General features: G+C 36.8%; 15 protein-coding genes. 10 read left to right on the top strand and 5 right to left on the bottom strand.

Features of this window, described 5'->3' with window-relative positions:
- Positions 1–113 precede the first annotated feature (113 nt).
- The 3 genes from NSS74_RS27520 (at position 114) to NSS74_RS27510 (ending at position 3,829) form a co-directional block, all read left to right on the top strand.
- The gene (locus NSS74_RS27520; protein WP_002140210.1) at positions 114–2,132 is read left to right on the top strand and encodes a GAF domain-containing sensor histidine kinase; all 2,019 of its coding nucleotides are present in this window, start codon (positions 114–116) and stop codon (positions 2,130–2,132) included.
- A 376-nt stretch (positions 2,133–2,508) separates the two neighbouring features.
- Positions 2,509–3,027 carry a YehS family protein gene (locus tag NSS74_RS27515; RefSeq protein WP_002124916.1) on the top strand — a complete coding sequence of 173 codons (519 nt, stop codon included), beginning with the start codon at positions 2,509–2,511 and terminating at the stop codon, positions 3,025–3,027.
- 94 nt (positions 3,028–3,121) lie between these two features.
- Positions 3,122–3,829, top strand: a complete 708-nt coding sequence (locus NSS74_RS27510) for a M48 family metallopeptidase (protein ID WP_002124917.1) — start codon at positions 3,122–3,124, stop codon at positions 3,827–3,829.
- Positions 3,830–3,898: 69 nt separating this feature from the next.
- Here NSS74_RS27510 and NSS74_RS27505 read toward each other — a convergent pair whose 3' ends face one another.
- Both NSS74_RS27505 and NSS74_RS27500 read right to left on the bottom strand, forming a co-directional pair.
- Entirely contained in the window at positions 3,899–4,594 is a 696-nt protein-coding gene (locus NSS74_RS27505; protein ID WP_002124919.1) for a hypothetical protein, read from the bottom strand.
- 14 nt (positions 4,595–4,608) lie between these two features.
- Positions 4,609–5,718 carry a mandelate racemase/muconate lactonizing enzyme family protein gene (locus NSS74_RS27500; protein WP_002124921.1) on the bottom strand — a complete coding sequence of 370 codons (1,110 nt, stop codon included), beginning with the start codon at positions 5,716–5,718 and terminating at the stop codon, positions 4,609–4,611.
- Between the two features lie 93 nt (positions 5,719–5,811).
- On the opposite strand from NSS74_RS27500, the gene NSS74_RS27495 reads away from it, so the two are divergent.
- Positions 5,812–7,089 carry a hypothetical protein gene (locus NSS74_RS27495; protein ID WP_002140213.1) on the top strand — a complete coding sequence of 426 codons (1,278 nt, stop codon included), beginning with the start codon at positions 5,812–5,814 and terminating at the stop codon, positions 7,087–7,089.
- Here NSS74_RS27495 and nhaC read toward each other — a convergent pair.
- Positions 7,086–8,507, bottom strand: coding sequence for a Na+/H+ antiporter NhaC (gene nhaC, locus NSS74_RS27490; protein WP_002140215.1), 1,422 nt, complete (start codon positions 8,505–8,507; stop codon positions 7,086–7,088). The two genes, NSS74_RS27495 and nhaC, sit on opposite strands and share 4 nt — an antisense overlap.
- 289 nt (positions 8,508–8,796) lie before the next feature.
- On the opposite strand from nhaC, the gene NSS74_RS27485 reads away from it, so the two are divergent.
- From NSS74_RS27485 to NSS74_RS27475, 3 genes are all read left to right on the top strand, one after another.
- Entirely contained in the window at positions 8,797–9,912 is a 1,116-nt protein-coding gene (locus NSS74_RS27485; RefSeq protein WP_002124929.1) for a M20 peptidase aminoacylase family protein, read from the top strand.
- A 151-nt stretch (positions 9,913–10,063) separates the two neighbouring features.
- Positions 10,064–10,672 carry an SAM-dependent methyltransferase gene (locus tag NSS74_RS27480; RefSeq protein ID WP_002124931.1) on the top strand — a complete coding sequence of 203 codons (609 nt, stop codon included), beginning with the start codon at positions 10,064–10,066 and terminating at the stop codon, positions 10,670–10,672.
- 3 nt (positions 10,673–10,675) lie between these two features.
- Entirely contained in the window at positions 10,676–11,422 is a 747-nt protein-coding gene (locus NSS74_RS27475) for a hypothetical protein (RefSeq protein ID WP_002140216.1), read from the top strand.
- Positions 11,423–11,475: 53 nt separating this feature from the next.
- Here NSS74_RS27475 and ahpF read toward each other — a convergent pair whose 3' ends face one another.
- On the bottom strand, positions 11,476–13,002 hold the full coding sequence (gene ahpF, locus NSS74_RS27470; RefSeq protein WP_002124933.1) for an alkyl hydroperoxide reductase subunit F: 1,527 nt from the start codon (positions 13,000–13,002) through the stop codon (positions 11,476–11,478).
- Positions 13,003–13,016: 14 nt separating this feature from the next.
- Entirely contained in the window at positions 13,017–13,580 is a 564-nt protein-coding gene (gene ahpC, locus NSS74_RS27465; RefSeq protein WP_000924420.1) for an alkyl hydroperoxide reductase subunit C, read from the bottom strand.
- A gap of 589 nt (positions 13,581–14,169) precedes the next feature.
- Between ahpC and mtnK the strand changes: the two genes are divergently transcribed.
- Genes mtnK through NSS74_RS27450 form a run of 3 tightly spaced genes read left to right on the top strand, consistent with a single transcriptional unit; the run spans position 14,170 to position 17,151 of the window.
- The gene (gene mtnK / locus NSS74_RS27460; protein WP_002140217.1) at positions 14,170–15,399 is read left to right on the top strand and encodes an S-methyl-5-thioribose kinase; all 1,230 of its coding nucleotides are present in this window, start codon (positions 14,170–14,172) and stop codon (positions 15,397–15,399) included.
- 12 nt (positions 15,400–15,411) lie between these two features.
- Positions 15,412–16,455 (top strand): S-methyl-5-thioribose-1-phosphate isomerase, encoded by a 1,044-nt coding sequence (gene mtnA, locus NSS74_RS27455; protein WP_002140218.1) that lies wholly within the window; start codon positions 15,412–15,414, stop codon positions 16,453–16,455.
- Positions 16,456–16,509: 54 nt separating this feature from the next.
- On the top strand, positions 16,510–17,151 hold the full coding sequence (locus NSS74_RS27450) for an L-fuculose-phosphate aldolase (protein WP_002029515.1): 642 nt from the start codon (positions 16,510–16,512) through the stop codon (positions 17,149–17,151).
- The last annotated feature ends 21 nt before the right edge of the window (positions 17,152–17,172 follow it).

The following is a 17,172-nucleotide window of genomic DNA, read 5'->3' as shown; positions in this document are numbered from 1 at the left end:
AAACAAGGGTAAGAAAAGAATACAGGAGAAAATTGAAAATGGCAGGTTGGTCTTGATTTTCACTGATATTATCATGTTTATTTTATTATGCCTATAACTTGGAGGCTATGTGAATGTTAAGTGATCAGACGAGATATTCTAGGCTCGCGAATATAACAAAAATAATAAATACAAAATTAGAACTACGTGAAGTATTGCAGCGTGTAACAATGGCGATATCAGAGGAGATTGTTAGGTGCAACGCTGTTGGAATTTATTTACCCCAGGAAGATGGAACATTTAGAGGGTTTGCAGGGAAACCAGAGACCATAAATGGCGTAACGCTCGATACTCAGGTAATTGATCCTGAAATAGACTTACTGGCAAAAGAAGTTATTGAAACAAAAAAAACCATCTATATCCCTGATACCTCAAAGGATCATCGGCCGGATCCAAGACCAGTTGATGCGTTCAAAATTAAGTCCTTATTAGCCCTGCCTATCTCATTTGGACAAGAGTTATTTGGTCTGGTTTTTTTATTTGATTATGGAGTTCCAATGAACTTAACAGATTCAGAGATTCAAAGTGTTGAAGCTTATGTAAATATGGCTGCGGTCGCAATTCAAAACGCAAATAATTTAACACAAAAGGAAAACCTTATTGCCGAGAAGCAGCTGTTACTAGATGTTACCCGTGATTTATCAATGTGTTCCTCGATACAGGAGAGTTTTGATAAATGTTTTTTTTACTTAGGACAGATTTTAGAGAGTAAAAACATGGCTGCCCACCTTTTAGACCCGCTAGACAAAACAACGATTAAAACAACGAAGTTAAGCAAGGACTGTGATTGGACAGAAGCGGATTGGATGGAGAAAAGCTATGAAGCCAAGATCCAAGAGGTTATTCAAACAAAAAATATAGATAGTAAGGGTCTACTGATGATTCCATTGGTTTCAATGGGAGAAGTATTAGGGGTAATCGTCGTTGGCAAAGAGGGAAAAGCTCACAATTACGATAATTCCCAAATTCAACTGGCAAAATCTATCGTTGATGCCACAGCTCCTACGTTTTCAAACTTGTTATATATGGATCAACTTGAAAGCATGGTGGAAGAGCGAACGAGAGAACTAGCTGCTGCTAATGAAAAAGTTACAAGTGTGATTGAAATTATTACGGATGGATTCTTTACTTTGAATAATAAATGGGAATTCACGTACGTAAATAAGCATCAATATTTTCCACAAAGAAAAACAGCAAAAGATGTATTAGGTAAGAATATATGGGAGGTCTTCCCGAGTAGCGTCGACGCAGTTATGTATAAGGAATTTCATCGTGCAATGTCAGAGCGAGTTACAGTTCATTTCGAATTTTTTTCTATCTCTGATGAATATTGGCACGAAGTTATTGCATACCCGTATGATGATGGTATTTGTTGTATTTTTAAAAACATAACGGAAAAAAAGCAATATGAGCAGGAATTGAAAAGGTTATCCAACATAGATTTAATAGGACAAATGGCAGCAGGTATCAGCCATGAGATCAGAAATCCAATGACAACAGTACGAGGGTTTTTGCAGTTATTAAAAGAAGAGCACACCTATGAGAAACATAATAAGTACTTTAAATTAATGATTGAAGAACTTGACCGTGCCAATTCTATTATTACTGAATTTCTCTCAATGGGTAATACAAAGAAATCGGATTTGCAGATGTTAGATTTAAATTCAATTATCCACGATATTATTCCTTTAATAAAGATTGATACGTATAATCAAAATAAATATATTCAAGTCGATACAAATGACATTCCAGAATTACTTTTAAATCGTAATGAGATACGGCAATTATTAATAAACCTATACCGTAATGGCTTAGAAGCGATGAGCACAGGGAAAATTCTAACCATTAGCACCTACAAGGAATGTCAAAATTGTGTGGTGCTTGCAGTGCGGGATCAAGGAAAAGGTATCAGGCCTGAAGTATTAGAGAAACTGGGTACTCCATTTTACACGACCAAAGATAATGGAACTGGATTGGGATTAGGCGTATGTTATGCTATTGCTACCCGGCATAATGCGAAAATAGAAATTCAAACAGGCTCGGAAGGCACTACCTTTTTTGTTAAATTTAATTATGAAAATAATGAACAATAACCTCATTTAGATTAGTTACGGTGAACCGTACCACAAATAAAAAGGAAAACCTAAGTAAACACAATCAATATATTTCACCTGAATTTTGCGTAACATTCATGTTTGAGTTGCCCACTAAATTAGAGTTGCATAAAAAGAAATGGACTAACCTATATCAGGTTAGTCCATTTTTAAGTGTGTTAATTAATAGTAAATCCCCATCCGTAATTTTGCGCGATTATCCCATCCTTTTTTGCTGTTTTAAAATCATCCCCAAAAGCATTAATCCACCTAAGACTACAAAACCTACCTCTAAAATGTTAAAGTAGTAACTTAACGATATTAATTTATACATGCTAAAAGCATTACTATAATCAACATTTCAGGAGGAAATACAATGGCAATGAGCAACAACGATATATTAAAAAGAGTAAGGTACGCTTTAGATATAAGAGATATAGATATGGTAGAAATCTTTGAACTTGGCGGGATGGAAGTAACGAAAGAGGACGTACTTGATATGCTTACAAAAGTAAAGAGAAGTCCACAACATGAAGCTGAAAATGATGATGTAATCGAAGATGAGTACGTATTAACATGCGACATGATGATGCTAGAGGCATTTTTAAATGGATTTATTACTTTAAAAAGAGGGAAGCAAGATCCGAAACCAGGGCAACCGGCACCTGTACAGAGCAAGGAGAGTGCCAATAACCTTCTTTTAAAGAAAATGAAAATAGCACTATCTTTAACGAGTGAAGATGTGCTTGATATATTAGACAGTGTAGGCGTCATCGTAACAAAAGGAGAGTTAGGCGCTTTATTAAGAAAGAAAGGCCATAAGCATTACAAAGAGTGCGGCGATAGATACGCAAGGAATTTCATTAAGGGATTAGGTGTAAAGTACAGAGGATAATAAGTTCGGTGAAACAGTAAATGATATAATAGATAGAGTAGGGCGTTTGTGTCCTATTCTTTTTTATTTGTAAAATAATACACTAGGTGATGAAATGGTACATACATATTTAGATGAGACAATTAATTTTCATATAACTTATAAGAAGAAAAAGTCGGTGCGTCTTTTTGTAGATTCGTACGGAAATGTGGAAGTGCAGGCTCCAAAGGGAACACCTGTTGAATACTTAGTCCAGCTGCTAGAGGAGAAATGGGATTGGATTCAGAAAACACGTAAGGACATGCAGGAGCGAGCGCTTGGACCACAGGAAAAGGATTATGATCAAGGCGAGGGCTTTCTGTATTTAGGGAATACGTATCCGATACAGATTTCTCAAGATGCAAGTATTACGCAAGACAATGCAGTTTTTGAAGGGGATAAGCTACACATTTACGTGAATGAGCTTAAGAATGAGAAAATCCAGCAGGCTTTAAAACGATTTTACTATAAGCAGTGCAAGGCATTAGTAGAGAAGAGTATTAAAGCGCATCAAAGTAACTTTAAAACAAAACCGCGTTCTATTCGTATTACAGATAGTAGTCGTACGTGGGGAACTTGTGATTCAAATCTACAGCTAACGTTTAATTGGAAGCTAGCAATGGCACCTCAAAGGGTAATTGATTATGTAGTTGTTCATGAAATGTGTCATATGGTTCATTTAAATCATGATCGCTCTTTTTGGCGTCTTGTTGGCAAGATAATGCCTGATTATAAGGAAATGGAAAACTGGTTAGCGTTATCTAGTTGGAAGATGACGGTTTAGTTATTACTTTAGATTGTGGAATGAAATAAAGTAGAACCCTAATGAATTAGGGTTCTCTTTGTACATAGATTATCGTCCAAACTTCACAGTGAAAGTATCGTCTATTCTCTCCATCGCATACCCACGATACCCCTCTGAAAGTAACGCTTGCTTTTCACTAACATCACTCATCGGAACACTTTTAACATTCGTCCAATCTCTTTCTGTGTCCTTACGCAATTCCTTCACAAAAACATACCGCATACTACCGCCATACTTCTCCTTCAGTGCAGCAATTTCCATCCCTTGCGCAAATTTATCTTTTAAACTTGGAATGTTAAAAGGTGCAACGGTGCAACAAACATAGTCGTACTGGCTGTCTTCTTTTTGTAATTCATCCATGATGACTGTGGCTAATATTTTTTGCATGCCATTTCCTCGACAGTTTGGATGAACGTTTGAGATTTCTTGATAGATGACGCGGTGTAGCTGACTTTCTGGTAGACCAATATCAAGCCCTAAATGTTCATCGTCGATAGGAGGGACTAGTAGGGCACGAAATGCGATGAGCTCGTTTTGTATAAACGCCCCGATCATCATGCCGTTTCCTTCTAGAATGTATTGAAATTCTTCTAGCGAGAGTGGTTGTAAACGACCTTTATCTTCTAGCGCTTCAACTATAACGTTTTGTAATGATAAAATTTGTTCCATATGTTCTAAAGATAGTAATGTAACGTGAAATGAATCGTTGTTTTGTTTTAATTTTCCTTCGTAAAGAATCGTCATGTGTTAGTCCTCCTTTAGCGTACAACGTCTTGAAAGACGGTTAATTCTTGTAATGTATTTTCGTTTATTTCAATGCCGAGTCCCGGCTTTTCGTTTAAGCGAATAAATGGTACGTCGTAATGTAAGTTTCCGATGTCTTTCGTGAATTTTAATGGTCCTGTTAGCTCGACGCTAGTAATGATTTTTTTTGAGAAAGCGACATGGAATCCTGCGGAAGAGGCAACAGATGATTCGACCATGGATCCAACTTGGCATTCAATGCCTGCCATTTCAGCTTGATGAGCGAGTTTTACAGCTGGATATATGCCGCCGCATTTCATTAGTTTTATATTCACTTTATCAGCTGCGTCTAATTTAATAATTTGGCGCATTTCACGAGAGCCTTTTAGTCCTTCATCAATCATAAGCGGAAGATCTGTTTTCGAACGAATATGAGCCATTGCATCAATATCATCCGCTACAACAGGTTGTTCAATCCAGTCGATGTTTAAATGTCCTAATGAACGAAGTGCTGTTAATGTGTTTGCGCTATTTTTCCAGCCTTGGTTTACATCAACACGAATCGCGATATCATTTCCTACACGTTCACGTACAGCTTCAATTCGTTTTACATCTTCTTTTACATTCGTGCCGACTTTCATTTTGAAAGATTGGTAACCTTTCTTAATCATGGAAGCTGCTTCTTCAGCCATATTTTCTGGATCGGCGATACTTAAGACGTGAGTGACAGGAAATTCTTCATGGTAGCGTCCTCCAATTAATTGATATACAGGTTGATTTAGTTTTTTACCCAGTATATCAAAACAAGCGATATCAATCGTAGCTTTCGCGGTAGGAATACCATAAATTGTATTGTCCATCATATCGTGTATTTTTTCGATATTCATTGGATTTTTCCCAATTAGAGCAGGAGCTAGTGTATGTTTTAAAACATGGAAAGTACTTTCCCATGATTCACCTGTAACGTGATCATCAGCAACGCCTTCACCGTAACCGATAATGCCTTCATCTGTTTCCATTTTGACGATAATAGAAGGCATATCAGAATAAGAACCATAACTAATAACAAACGGATCGCGAAGTGGTAAACGAATTGCGTAAAGATGAATAGCTGTAATTTTCATTGAATAAAGACCCCTTCCTGTTTACAATGGTTTTGTACATTTGATATAGTTGACGTTAAATAGTCGTTAATTAATGATAAGGAGTTAGAGAAAATGATGATAAAAATTGCAGTTGTCGGTTCAAAAGAGTTTATGGAGAATCTTTTACCTATTGCTCATAAACTAGAAGAAATAGAGATTGATCCATATATTTACCTTCATCCGGCAGAATCTTCTGAACTATTAAAGCGTTTAAAACCTTGTGATGCTATCTTTTTCTCGGGTGCCCTACCTTATTATATGGCAAAAGAAATAAGAGAACAATTACCAATTCCAAGTGTATATTTGCAGCAAGACGAGACAACTGTCGCATCTTCACTCCTTTCTATAATATACCATCAAAGTATTCAACCTCATAAAATTTCAATTGATTTAGTAGATCGTTCGTTTATTACAAATGTGTTCCATGACATCGGTCTACAAGAAACGCCGCAAGTGATGGATTATGAAAATATGTTATGGAGTAATGATGAAATTAAGAGCATCATTGATTTTCATTTAGCTAAATATCAATCTGGAGAGGTTGATTTAGCTTTAACTAGTATTCACGCTGTCTACGATGAACTTCAAAAAATAGGGATTCCTTCAGAGCGTATGATAGATCCAACGCAATCAATTATACATGGGTTAAAAGATGCAAAAATAAAAGCTGAGTTAGCAAAAAGCCATTCAGCTACTGTTGGTGCTTGTATTATATCCTTTATAGAGTTACAAGAAAGCTCGCTTGAACAATTAAATGTAATTTCAAAAGAATTACGTGGTTCATTTAAACAAGTTGATGAAATGACTTTTATTTTGTATACAACTCGTGGTGATATTGAATTGAGTATAAAAAAAAATACGATAGACCGTTTATTTATGAATATAGAAGGCGCAGTATCTATTGGATTTGGTTACGGAAAAACAGTAAATGAAGCGGAACAAAATGCAAAAATCGCTCGAGGTTTCGCAAAGAATAATCCGATAGAAAGCTGCTTTTATATACTAACAAGTGATAAAGAATTATTTGGTCCGTTCCCGAAAGAACAGAGAGTACAAAGTTTAAAAAACGATAATCCTGAATTAATGAAAATAGCGAAGGAAACGAAGCTTAGTCCTGCAAACTTGTCAAAAATTATTCAGTTTAGTCAATCGCATCCATCATTGAAATTTACAGCGGCGGATCTTTCTGAGTACTTACAAGTGACTCGGCGATCGACGGAAAGGCTGTTAAAGAAATTAGTTGATTACAGATATGCCAATATTTGCGGCGAGGAAATGCCCTATCAACAAGGGCGCCCTCGTGCAATATATGAGCTGAATTTACCGTTGTATTCGTTTCAAAAATTTTAAGCTTCTAGTTGTGCTTTTTGTTTTTTCAGTAGGTCTGCTTTTTCAATATCAGATAGCTTCGTAATTGTGAAGCCAGTTATACCATAAATGATTGAGATAATAGGTACGATGAAATTCAATATAGCATAAGGAGCATATTCGAATGCACCGACTCCAAGTGTTGCGAGTATAAATACACCACATGTATTCCAAGGTACGAAAACAGAAGTTAATGTTCCACCATCTTCTAATGCTCTGGATAAATTTTTAGAATGTAGTCCTTTTTCTGTGTACGCATTTGCATACATTCTTGAAGGAACAACAATCGAAATATATTGTTCAGAGCAAGTAAGATTCGTTGCAAAGCAAGATGCGATGGTAGAAGCGATAAGTCCTTTTGATGATGTCGCTAATTTTAAAATTTGATTTACAATTGAGCGAAGAATGCCAGTATGTTCTAGTACTCCGCCGAAAGTCATAGCGACAATTGTCATAGAAACTGTATTCATCATAGAGCTTAAGCCACCACGGTTAAATAGTTCATCTACTAGCTTGTTTCCAGTGTCTATGACAAATCCACTTTGGAGTGCACCGACAGCTGATGAGACAGAGCCACCTTGAATAAAGACTTGTGATAAGAATCCTAAAATAACACCTACGAGAATAGCTGGTATAGCAGGGACTTTTTTAGCGACCAATACCATAACGACTACGGGTATAATTAATAGGAAAGGCGAAATAACAAAGTTTTGTTGCAATACTTGTAACGTTTGATCGATGCTTTTTGCATCGATATTGTTATCGCCGAAGCTTCTTCCTAAGAAAGCATAGACGATAAGAGTAATAATTAAACCTGGAATTGTAGTAAATAACATATGACGAATATGTGTGAATAAATCTGTATTTGTTAATCCAGCTGCTAAGTTTGTCGTGTCTGAAAGCGGTGACATTTTATCGCCAAAATAAGAACCAGAAATTATAGCGCCAGCAACCATTGGAGCTGGGATTCCCATACTTAGGCCAATTCCCATTCCAGCAACACCGATTGTTCCCATTGTAGACCAAGAGCTACCGATTGCTAATGCAACGATAGAACAAATAATTGTAATTGAAACTAAAAATAGTGATGGAGTTAAAAGTTTTAAGCCGTAATAAATCATAGTAGCGACGATTCCGCCGCCAATCCAAGCACCGATCGTTAAACCTACAAGAATAATGATAACGATAGCGGGTAATGCAAGGCGAATTCCTTTATACATCGATTCTTCAATGTCATTCCATTTGTAACCGTATCGCCAAGCGACGATCGAAGCAACGGTTGTACCGATAATAAGTGGGACGTGAGGGCTTTGTTCTAATGCAACAATTGTAACCATCATAACTGCAACTGTAATGATAATAGGGATTATTGCTATGCCAAAAGGTATTTCTCTTTTCATAAACTGCCTCCTCATTATGTATGTTTTTATTTTTAGAATTGTCGCAAAATAGACGTTATTAAGTTATAATAACTAAAAATAGATGTAAGCGTCAATATAAAAACAGAAAATATCGAATCTTCTATTTGTATGGATATCTTTATAAGATGAGTTGAAATCGGGTATTAACGGTATTAAAAAATAAACAATTGACTTTTTTCTTAAAATTCAATATGTTCATAAAAACATCTGTTTTTCATAAGTATAATTAATCTGAATGGTTTGTAATTAGGGGAAGGAGAATGAAGCTTTGAAAACATTAGAACTACAAGAGCGTTTAACTGAAATTTTTCAGCATTTACATGAAAACCCTGAAGTAAGCTGGAAGGAATATGAAACGACAGCTTATATTACTAACTTTCTAAAAGAAGAAGGAATTTCATATAAAATATTTGATGATTGCCCTGGCGTGATCGCTGAAATCGGAAGAGGGAATCCAGTTATCGCGATTCGTGCTGATATGGATGCACTATGGCAAGAAGTAGACGGAGAATTTAAAGCGAATCACTCGTGCGGCCACGATGCTCATATGACAATTGTGATGGGCCTTATTTTACAATTGAAAAATATGAGATGGGATAGTGGTACTGTTAGATTTATTTTTCAGCCGGCAGAGGAAAAAGGAAATGGTTCCTTAAAGATGGTAGAGAAGGGCGCCGTGGATGATGCTGATTTCTTATTTGGTGTTCATTTAAGGCCGATTGAAGAACTGCCTTTGAAACAAGCAGCCCCATCTATTCGTCACGGAGCTGCAGCATTTTTAGAAGGGATGATTCATGGAGATGATGCACACGGGGCACGCCCACATCAAGGTATAAATGCAATTGATGTCATTTCGATGATCAATATTGGATTGAAAAATATATGGTTACCGCCGCAGACGTCTTATTCTGTTAAGATGACGAGATGCCAAGCTGGTGGTGATAATCTAAATATTATTCCAGGTAACGGGCACTTTAGTTTAGATGTAAGAGCAGAAAATAACATATTACTAGATGAATTGAAGCGAAAAATAGAGCAAGTAATTCAGTCAGCTGAATCAATGGGATCTAAACTTTCTTATGAGTGGATTGATCTCGCACCAGGAGCTGAAGTGTCAGAAGAAGCTGAGCGTTTCATGCGGAAAGGCATTCTTGAAGTGTACGGGGAAGAGGGATGTACTGGACCACTGTATACGACAGGAAGCGATGATTTCCATTACTATACAGTGAAAAGACCCCATTTAAAAGCTGTCATGCTTGGACTAGGGGCGAACTTACAACCTGGATTACACCATCCGTATATGAAGTTTGATCATAGCTGTATAATGGATGGAGTAGAAATATTGAAACAAACTGTATTGAAAGTATTAGAAGACAGGGGCTAGAAAGCTCCTGTTTTTTTGGTAGGAATTTGTTGTTAAGTCGATATATTCGATTTCGCGATAATATAATTTCACGTACCAATTAATTTGATAAAAATGAGCATTCAGTACGTGGTGTATAATAATAGTAATATTTCTTAATAGGAGCAAACGAATGAACGAACAATATTACGATGCTGTATTAAATATAAAAACCGTCGGTGAGCAAAAAGGATTTAATAAGTCTATGCATTATCACCGTTATGAACCGACGCCATATAGCGGATTAGATGAGTTATTGAATCAATATGAAATAACAAGTAGCGATCGAATTGTAGACTTTGGGTGCGGAAAAGGGAGATTGAATTTTTACATGCACCATAAGTGTGGTGCTTCGGCCGTTGGGATTGAAATGAATGAAGAGTTTTATAAAGAAGCAATGGATAATCGTGATCGTTATGCGCGAAAAGTGAGAAACAGTAAAGATAAAATTCGGTTTGAATGTTGTTTAGCACAGGAATATGAGATTGATCCACGTGATAACCGGTTTTATTTCTTCAATCCATTTTCTGTCCAAGTGTTTATGAATGTAGTAAATAACATTTTGCTTTCGGTAGAGGAAATAGAGAGGGAAGTGGATATTATTTTATACTATCCTTCTGAAGATTATATTTTCTTCTTAGAGAACCAGACTGCGTTTGAATTGAAGCGAGAGGTTAGATTGCCGGGTGCTTATGAGAAGAATGGGAATGAGAGATTTTTAGTGTATAGATTGGAGCGTTAATGTATGGGGGCTTGGGGAGTAGTGATATTGTCAGATGATATTGCTAAAGATATTCAGTTAATTTATAAGGATTTGTTAGGAAATGAATATTCAAATGAAGAAGCAAGTAGGATTGTAATTGAGGAATACCAGACTGAACTAGATGATGAAGAGATTATTGTTTTTTGGCTAGCATTTGCTTGCATACAATGGAAGTTAGGAAGACTTCAAGAGAATGTTAAACTTGAGGCATTGCAAATAATAGAGAGTGGTGCAGATTTATCCCGCTGGGAGGATGAACCTAAATTACAGAGAAAACGTGAAGTAGTGTTAAATAAACTTAGAGAACAGTTACAATCTCCGCAGCCACAAGCTAAAAAAGTACCGAAGAGATTTATAGCGAATACTTCTTTAAAAGCAGGCGATGCTGTTAGTTACGAATTAGTATCGGGGAATTATATTATTCTTAAAGTCATTGAGATTATTGAGGAATGGTACGGGGATCGATATCCTCTATTTGAAATGTGTGATTGGGAAGGGAAAGAGATTCCTTCAAAAGAACAAATTGACCAATTAGACTTAAAGAAAAGGATTTATGAAGATGGAAAGCAGGAAATAATTAAGCTTGCTATTTATTCTTCAGGAAAAAGAGATACCCCGGCCAAAAGAATACAAGTAGCAGCAGAAGATATAAATGTAGTATTAGATATAGAACCACCGTATGATTTAATATGTTGGAAGGCATTTGACGACCATTTACATACAATGTAATAAAAAAGACGCGCTACCAATAGGTAGCGCGTCTTTTACTCACGTTTATATAATTAGTTACGGATTAAGTAATCAAATGCACCTAAAGCTGCATTCGCACCTGAACCCATAGAGATGATGATTTGTTTGTACGGATTATTTGTACAGTCACCTGCACCAAACACTCCTGGTACGTTTGTAGCGCCGTGCTTGTCTGTTACGATTTCACCGCGAACGCGTTCAACTGTTTCGCCTAACCAGTCTGTGTTTGGCACAAGACCGATTTGAACGAATACACCTTGTAATTCAACATGGTGTACTTCTTCAGTTTCACGATCGATGTAAGAAATACCGTTTACTTTATCAGTACCAGTGATTTCTTTCGTTTGAACGTTTTTCAGAACAGTTACGTTTGGTAAGCTGTTAAGACGTTCTTGTAATACAGCATCAGCTTTTAATTCTGGCATGAATTCAAGAACAGTTACGTGCTTAACAATACCTGCTAAGTCGATAGCTGCTTCAATACCAGAGTTACCACCGCCGATAACCGCTACATCTTTTCCGATGAATAATGGACCGTCACAGTGTGGGCAGTATGCTACACCTTTGTTTTTGAACTCAGCTTCACCCGGTACGCCAACATTACGCCAGCGAGCACCTGTTGAAACGATTACGCTCTTACTTTTCAGAATAGCGCCGTTTTCAAGTTCCACTTCAATAAGTTCTTTTTTCTCTAAACGTTTCGCACGTTGTAGATTCATTACATCGATGTCGTATTCTTTTACGTGCTCTTCAAGGCTTGCTACTAGCTTAGGACCTTCAGTGCGTTTTACGCTGATGAAGTTCTCAATACCCATAGTATCCATTACTTGACCACCGAAGCGCTCAGCAACGATACCAGTGCGGATGCCTTTACGTGCTGCATAAATTGCTGCACTTGCACCAGCTGGGCCGCCACCAACAACAAGAACATCGTATGGATCTTTATCAGAAAGCTCTGATGCATCTGGACCGTTACCCATTTTAGCTAAAATTTCTTCAAGTGTCATACGACCGCTTCCAAAAGATTCGCCATTTAGGTAAACAGTTGGTACTGCCATGATGTCTTTACTTTCTACTTCCTCTTTAAATGCAGCGCCATCAATCATAGTATGTGTAATACCAGAGTTTAGAACGCTCATCACGTTAAGAGCTTGTACAACATCAGGACAGTTATGACAACTTAGGCTGATATAAGATTCAAAATGATATTCGCCTTGAATGTTTTTGATTTGATCGATTAATTTTTGTTCAACTTTTGGAGCACGTCCACTAACTTGTAGTAAAGCTAACACTAATGAAGTAAATTCGTGTCCTAATGGAATACCAGCGAATACGACACCAGTGTCTTCACCAGGGCGATTTACGCTAAAGCTTGGTGTTCTCTCTAGTTCAACTTTTTCTACTGTAATCTTAGATGACATAGTAGCTAATTCATCTACTAGAGATAACATATCTTTAGATACGTTATCGTCTCCTGCGCTTACTTTAAGTAAAATATCGTTCTCCATTAACTGAAGGTATTGGGATAGTTGTGTTTTTATATCTGCATCTAGTATCATTTTGATCGAACTCCTTAGATTTTGCCTACAAGGTCAAGGCTTGGTTTAAGTGTTGCAGAACCCTCTTGCCATTTAGCTGGGCAAACTTCACCTGGGTTGTTACGTACGTATTGAGCTGCTTTAATTTTGTTAACAAGGATGCTTGCGTCACGGCCGATACCGTCAGCATTGATTTCCATAGATTGGATAACGCCGTCTGGATCGATGATGAATGTACCACGAGCAGCAAGACCTTCTTCTTCCATTAAAACGTTGAAGTTTGTAGTGATTGTGCGAGTTGGGTCACCAATCATAATGTATTCGATTTTGCCGATAGTTTCTGAGCTATCGTGCCATGCTTTGTGAGTGAAGTGAGTGTCTGTAGATACAGAGTATACTTCAACGCCTAAGTCTTTTAGAGTTGCGTATTGGTTTTGTAAGTCTTCAAGTTCAGTTGGACAAACGAATGTGAAGTCTGCTGGGTAGAAACAAACTACGCTCCATTTTCCTTTTAAACTTTCGTCAGTAACTTGGATAAATTCTCCATTATGGTAAGCATTAGCTTTAAACGGTTTTACTTCTGTGCCGATTAATAACATATTAAAATTCCTCCTAAAGGTTGGTTTTGAGCATCGGAAATTAGTTTGCTCATAAAATATATTTTTTAATTAACTATAATAATTCTAATTCGATATTAATTATCATATAGAAGTGGTTATTTTGTCAAGAGAATAAACCAACTTTATACCAATTTAATTAATATTTATTCTCAATTAAGGCTGCTAGGGAATTAAAAGGTAATTTTCAAGTCATAAATTTTCAATGAGTGTTTGAAAGAGTAGTGTGTATGTTAGGACATGGTGTAAGTATAAATTCTTAGGAAGGAAATATTTCTTAGAAGTTGTGGATTTGAAAAGGAACTGCTTACTTCTATTTTACAAAGAATTGTGCAATAAATAAAACAAAATGTATCGGAATCTTTGTGAACAATTATTGTCATCTTAAATATATATAATAAGAAGTATATTGCAATGAGAAATAGAAACATTGACGCTCATTTCTAACAAGATATAATAAAAGCGAGATATGTATTGCAATAGAGAAGATATAGTATAGATTGAAAAAGTTTCAGTCTATTATTTTTTACGGCTTTTAGAAAACGTTTACATTTAGTGTGGAGGGGAAACCATGTCTAAGTTCACGAAGTATTTTTTAATGGAAGCTAAAGATGTGATTGCATATGTGCAAGAGAAATTACCTAAGTTCGAGCATGCAAAGGGGCTAAAGTGTAAAGAAATAGGTGATGGTAATTTAAATTATGTGTTCCGCGTTTGGGATGAACAGAAGAACATTTCTGTCATTGTAAAGCAAGCTGGGGATACAGCGCGTATTTCAGATGAGTTTAAGTTGTCGACGAATCGAATCCGTATAGAATCAGATGTTTTGCGATTAGAAGGAGAGTTAGCATCTGGACTCGTGCCAAATGTATATTTGTTTGATAGTGTGATGAATTGTTGCGTGATGGAAGATTTATCAGATCACACAATATTGCGTACAGCACTCATAAATCATCAAATGTTTCCGAGGCTTGCTGATGATTTAACTACTTTTATGGTAAACACTCTTCTATTAACATCAGATGTTGTAATGAATCATAAAGAAAAGAAGGAACTCGTGAAAAATTATATAAATCCTGAGTTATGTGAGATTACAGAGGACCTCGTATATTCAGAGCCATTTACAAATCATAATAAACGCAACGAATTGTTTCAATTAAACGAAGGATGGATTAGAGAACATATTTATAGTGATAAAGAGCTTCGTATGGAAGTAGCAAAACTTAAGTTTTCTTTTATGACGAATGCACAAGCGCTGCTTCACGGTGATTTACATACTGGTTCTGTTTTTGTAAAAAGTGATTCTACAAAGGTTATTGATCCTGAATTTTCTTTTTATGGACCTATGGGATATGACGTTGGGAATATAATGGCGAATTTAATGTTTGCATGGGTGAATGCAGATGCAGTGATGCAATCTGGTATTGAGAAAGATACATATATGAACTGGATAGAATCTACCATGATAGATGTAATTGATTTATTTAAGAAGAAGTTTTTAGATGCTTGGGATATTCATGTGACAGAGATTATGGCGAAGGAAGAAGGCTTTAACCGAGTTTATTTACAATCTGTATTAGAGGATACAGCTGCAGTGACGGGGCTTGAGTTAATTCGTCGTATTGTTGGTCTAGCGAAGGTAAAGGATATGACTTGTATTGAGAATGAAGAGGCGCGTGCTAGAGCGGAGCGAATTTGTCTTCAGACAGCGAAGAAGTTTATTTTACAAGCGAATCAATATAAAACAGGTAGCAGCTTTGTAGAAACGTTAAAAAAACAGTCAATGCATAGTGCGAAATAAGGGGAGAAGATGATGGCAGAGCAATTAATACCAATTCAGTGGAAAGATGATGCTTTAGTGTTATTGGATCAAACGGTATTACCGAACGAAGTAGTCTATGAATCTTTTAAAACGGCTGAGGGTGTGTGGGATGCGATTCAAGTAATGAAAGTACGAGGAGCGCCGGCAATAGGTGTTTCAGCAGCCTACGGTGTGTATTTAGGAGTAAAGGAAGTTGCGGAAAGTTCGGCGGAAGAATTCATAGCGGAAGTAAAAAAGGTATGTGCATACTTAGCGACATCAAGACCGACGGCAGTAAATTTATTTTGGGCGCTTGAAAGAATGGAAAGTGTCGCGAAAGAGAATGCTCACTTATCAATTGCGCAGTTGAAAGATAGATTATTAGAAGAAGCACAAGAGATTCATAGAGAAGATGAAGAAATTAACCGTCAAATTGGAGAACATGCATTAACATTATTCCATGATGGCATGGGGGTATTAACGCATTGTAATGCAGGTGCGTTAGCAACGACTAAGTATGGCACTGCGACAGCTCCAATGTACTTAGCGAAAGAAAAAGGATGGGACTTAAAAATCTATTCCGATGAAACACGCCCTAGATTACAAGGTTCAACGTTAACGGCATTAGAACTGCAGCGAGCGGGAATTGATGTAACGGTCATTACAGATAATATGGCGGCAATGGTCATGTCACAAGGGAAAATCGATGCAGTAATCGTTGGATGTGATCGTGTAGCAGCAAACGGGGATGTAGCAAATAAAATTGGAACATTAGGTGTTTCGATTTTGGCTAAATATTATAACATTCCGTTTTATGTAGCAGCACCAACGCCGACAATTGATTTGAAAACACTGACAGGAAAAGAAATTCCAATTGAAGAAAGGGATGCTTCTGAAGTGATCAATCGTTTCGGACAATACTCTGCTCCGCAAGAAAGTAAAGTATACAATCCGGCATTTGATGTCACGCCATATGAAAATATAACAGCGATTATTACGGAAAAAGGGATTGTAAAAGCACCGTTTATGGAGAATTTAAAAAATCTATTTCAATAAGTAGATAGTTTTTAGAAAAATAGTCATCATAAGTTTCTTACTAGGGGGATGTATATGTTACTGCAAAAAGAAAGAGAAGAAGTTGTAGCGTACGGAAAGAAAATGATTTCTAGTGGTTTAACAAAGGGGACTGGCGGTAATATTAGTATTTTCAATCGTGAACAAGGTCTTGTTGCAATTAGCCCAAGTGGTCTAGATTATTATGAAACGACGCCTGAAGATGTAGTTATATTGAATTTAGATGGTGAAGTGATAGAAGGAGAGAGAAAACCATCAAGCGAATTAGATATGCACCTTATCTATTATAGAAATCGTGAAGATATAAATGCGCTTGTGCATACACATTCTCCTTACGCGAAGACGATTGCATCATTAGGGTGGGAACTTCCTGCAGTATCGTATTTAATTGCTTTTGCAGGCCCGAATGTACGCTGTGCACCGTATGAAACATTTGGTACGGAGCAATTAGCAGAGGCTGCTTTCGAGGGCATGATTGATCGCCGTGCAGTTTTACTTGCGAACCATGGTTTAATGGCTGGTGCAAATAATATAAAAATGGCGTTTACTATTGCAGAAGAAATAGAGTTTTGTGCTCAAATTTATTATCAAACGAAAAGTGTCGGAGAACCGAAATTACTGCCAGAAGACGAGATGGAGAATTTGGCGAAGAAGTTTGAAGGGTATGGGCAGCAGTAGAATGAAATGAAAACACCCTCA

It is taken from the genome of Bacillus sp. FSL E2-8868 (genome assembly GCF_038005505.1).
Taxonomy (GTDB): Bacteria; Bacillota; Bacilli; order Bacillales; family Bacillaceae_G; genus Bacillus_A; species Bacillus_A mycoides.
This window is presented reverse-complemented; position numbering and strand designations above follow the sequence as displayed.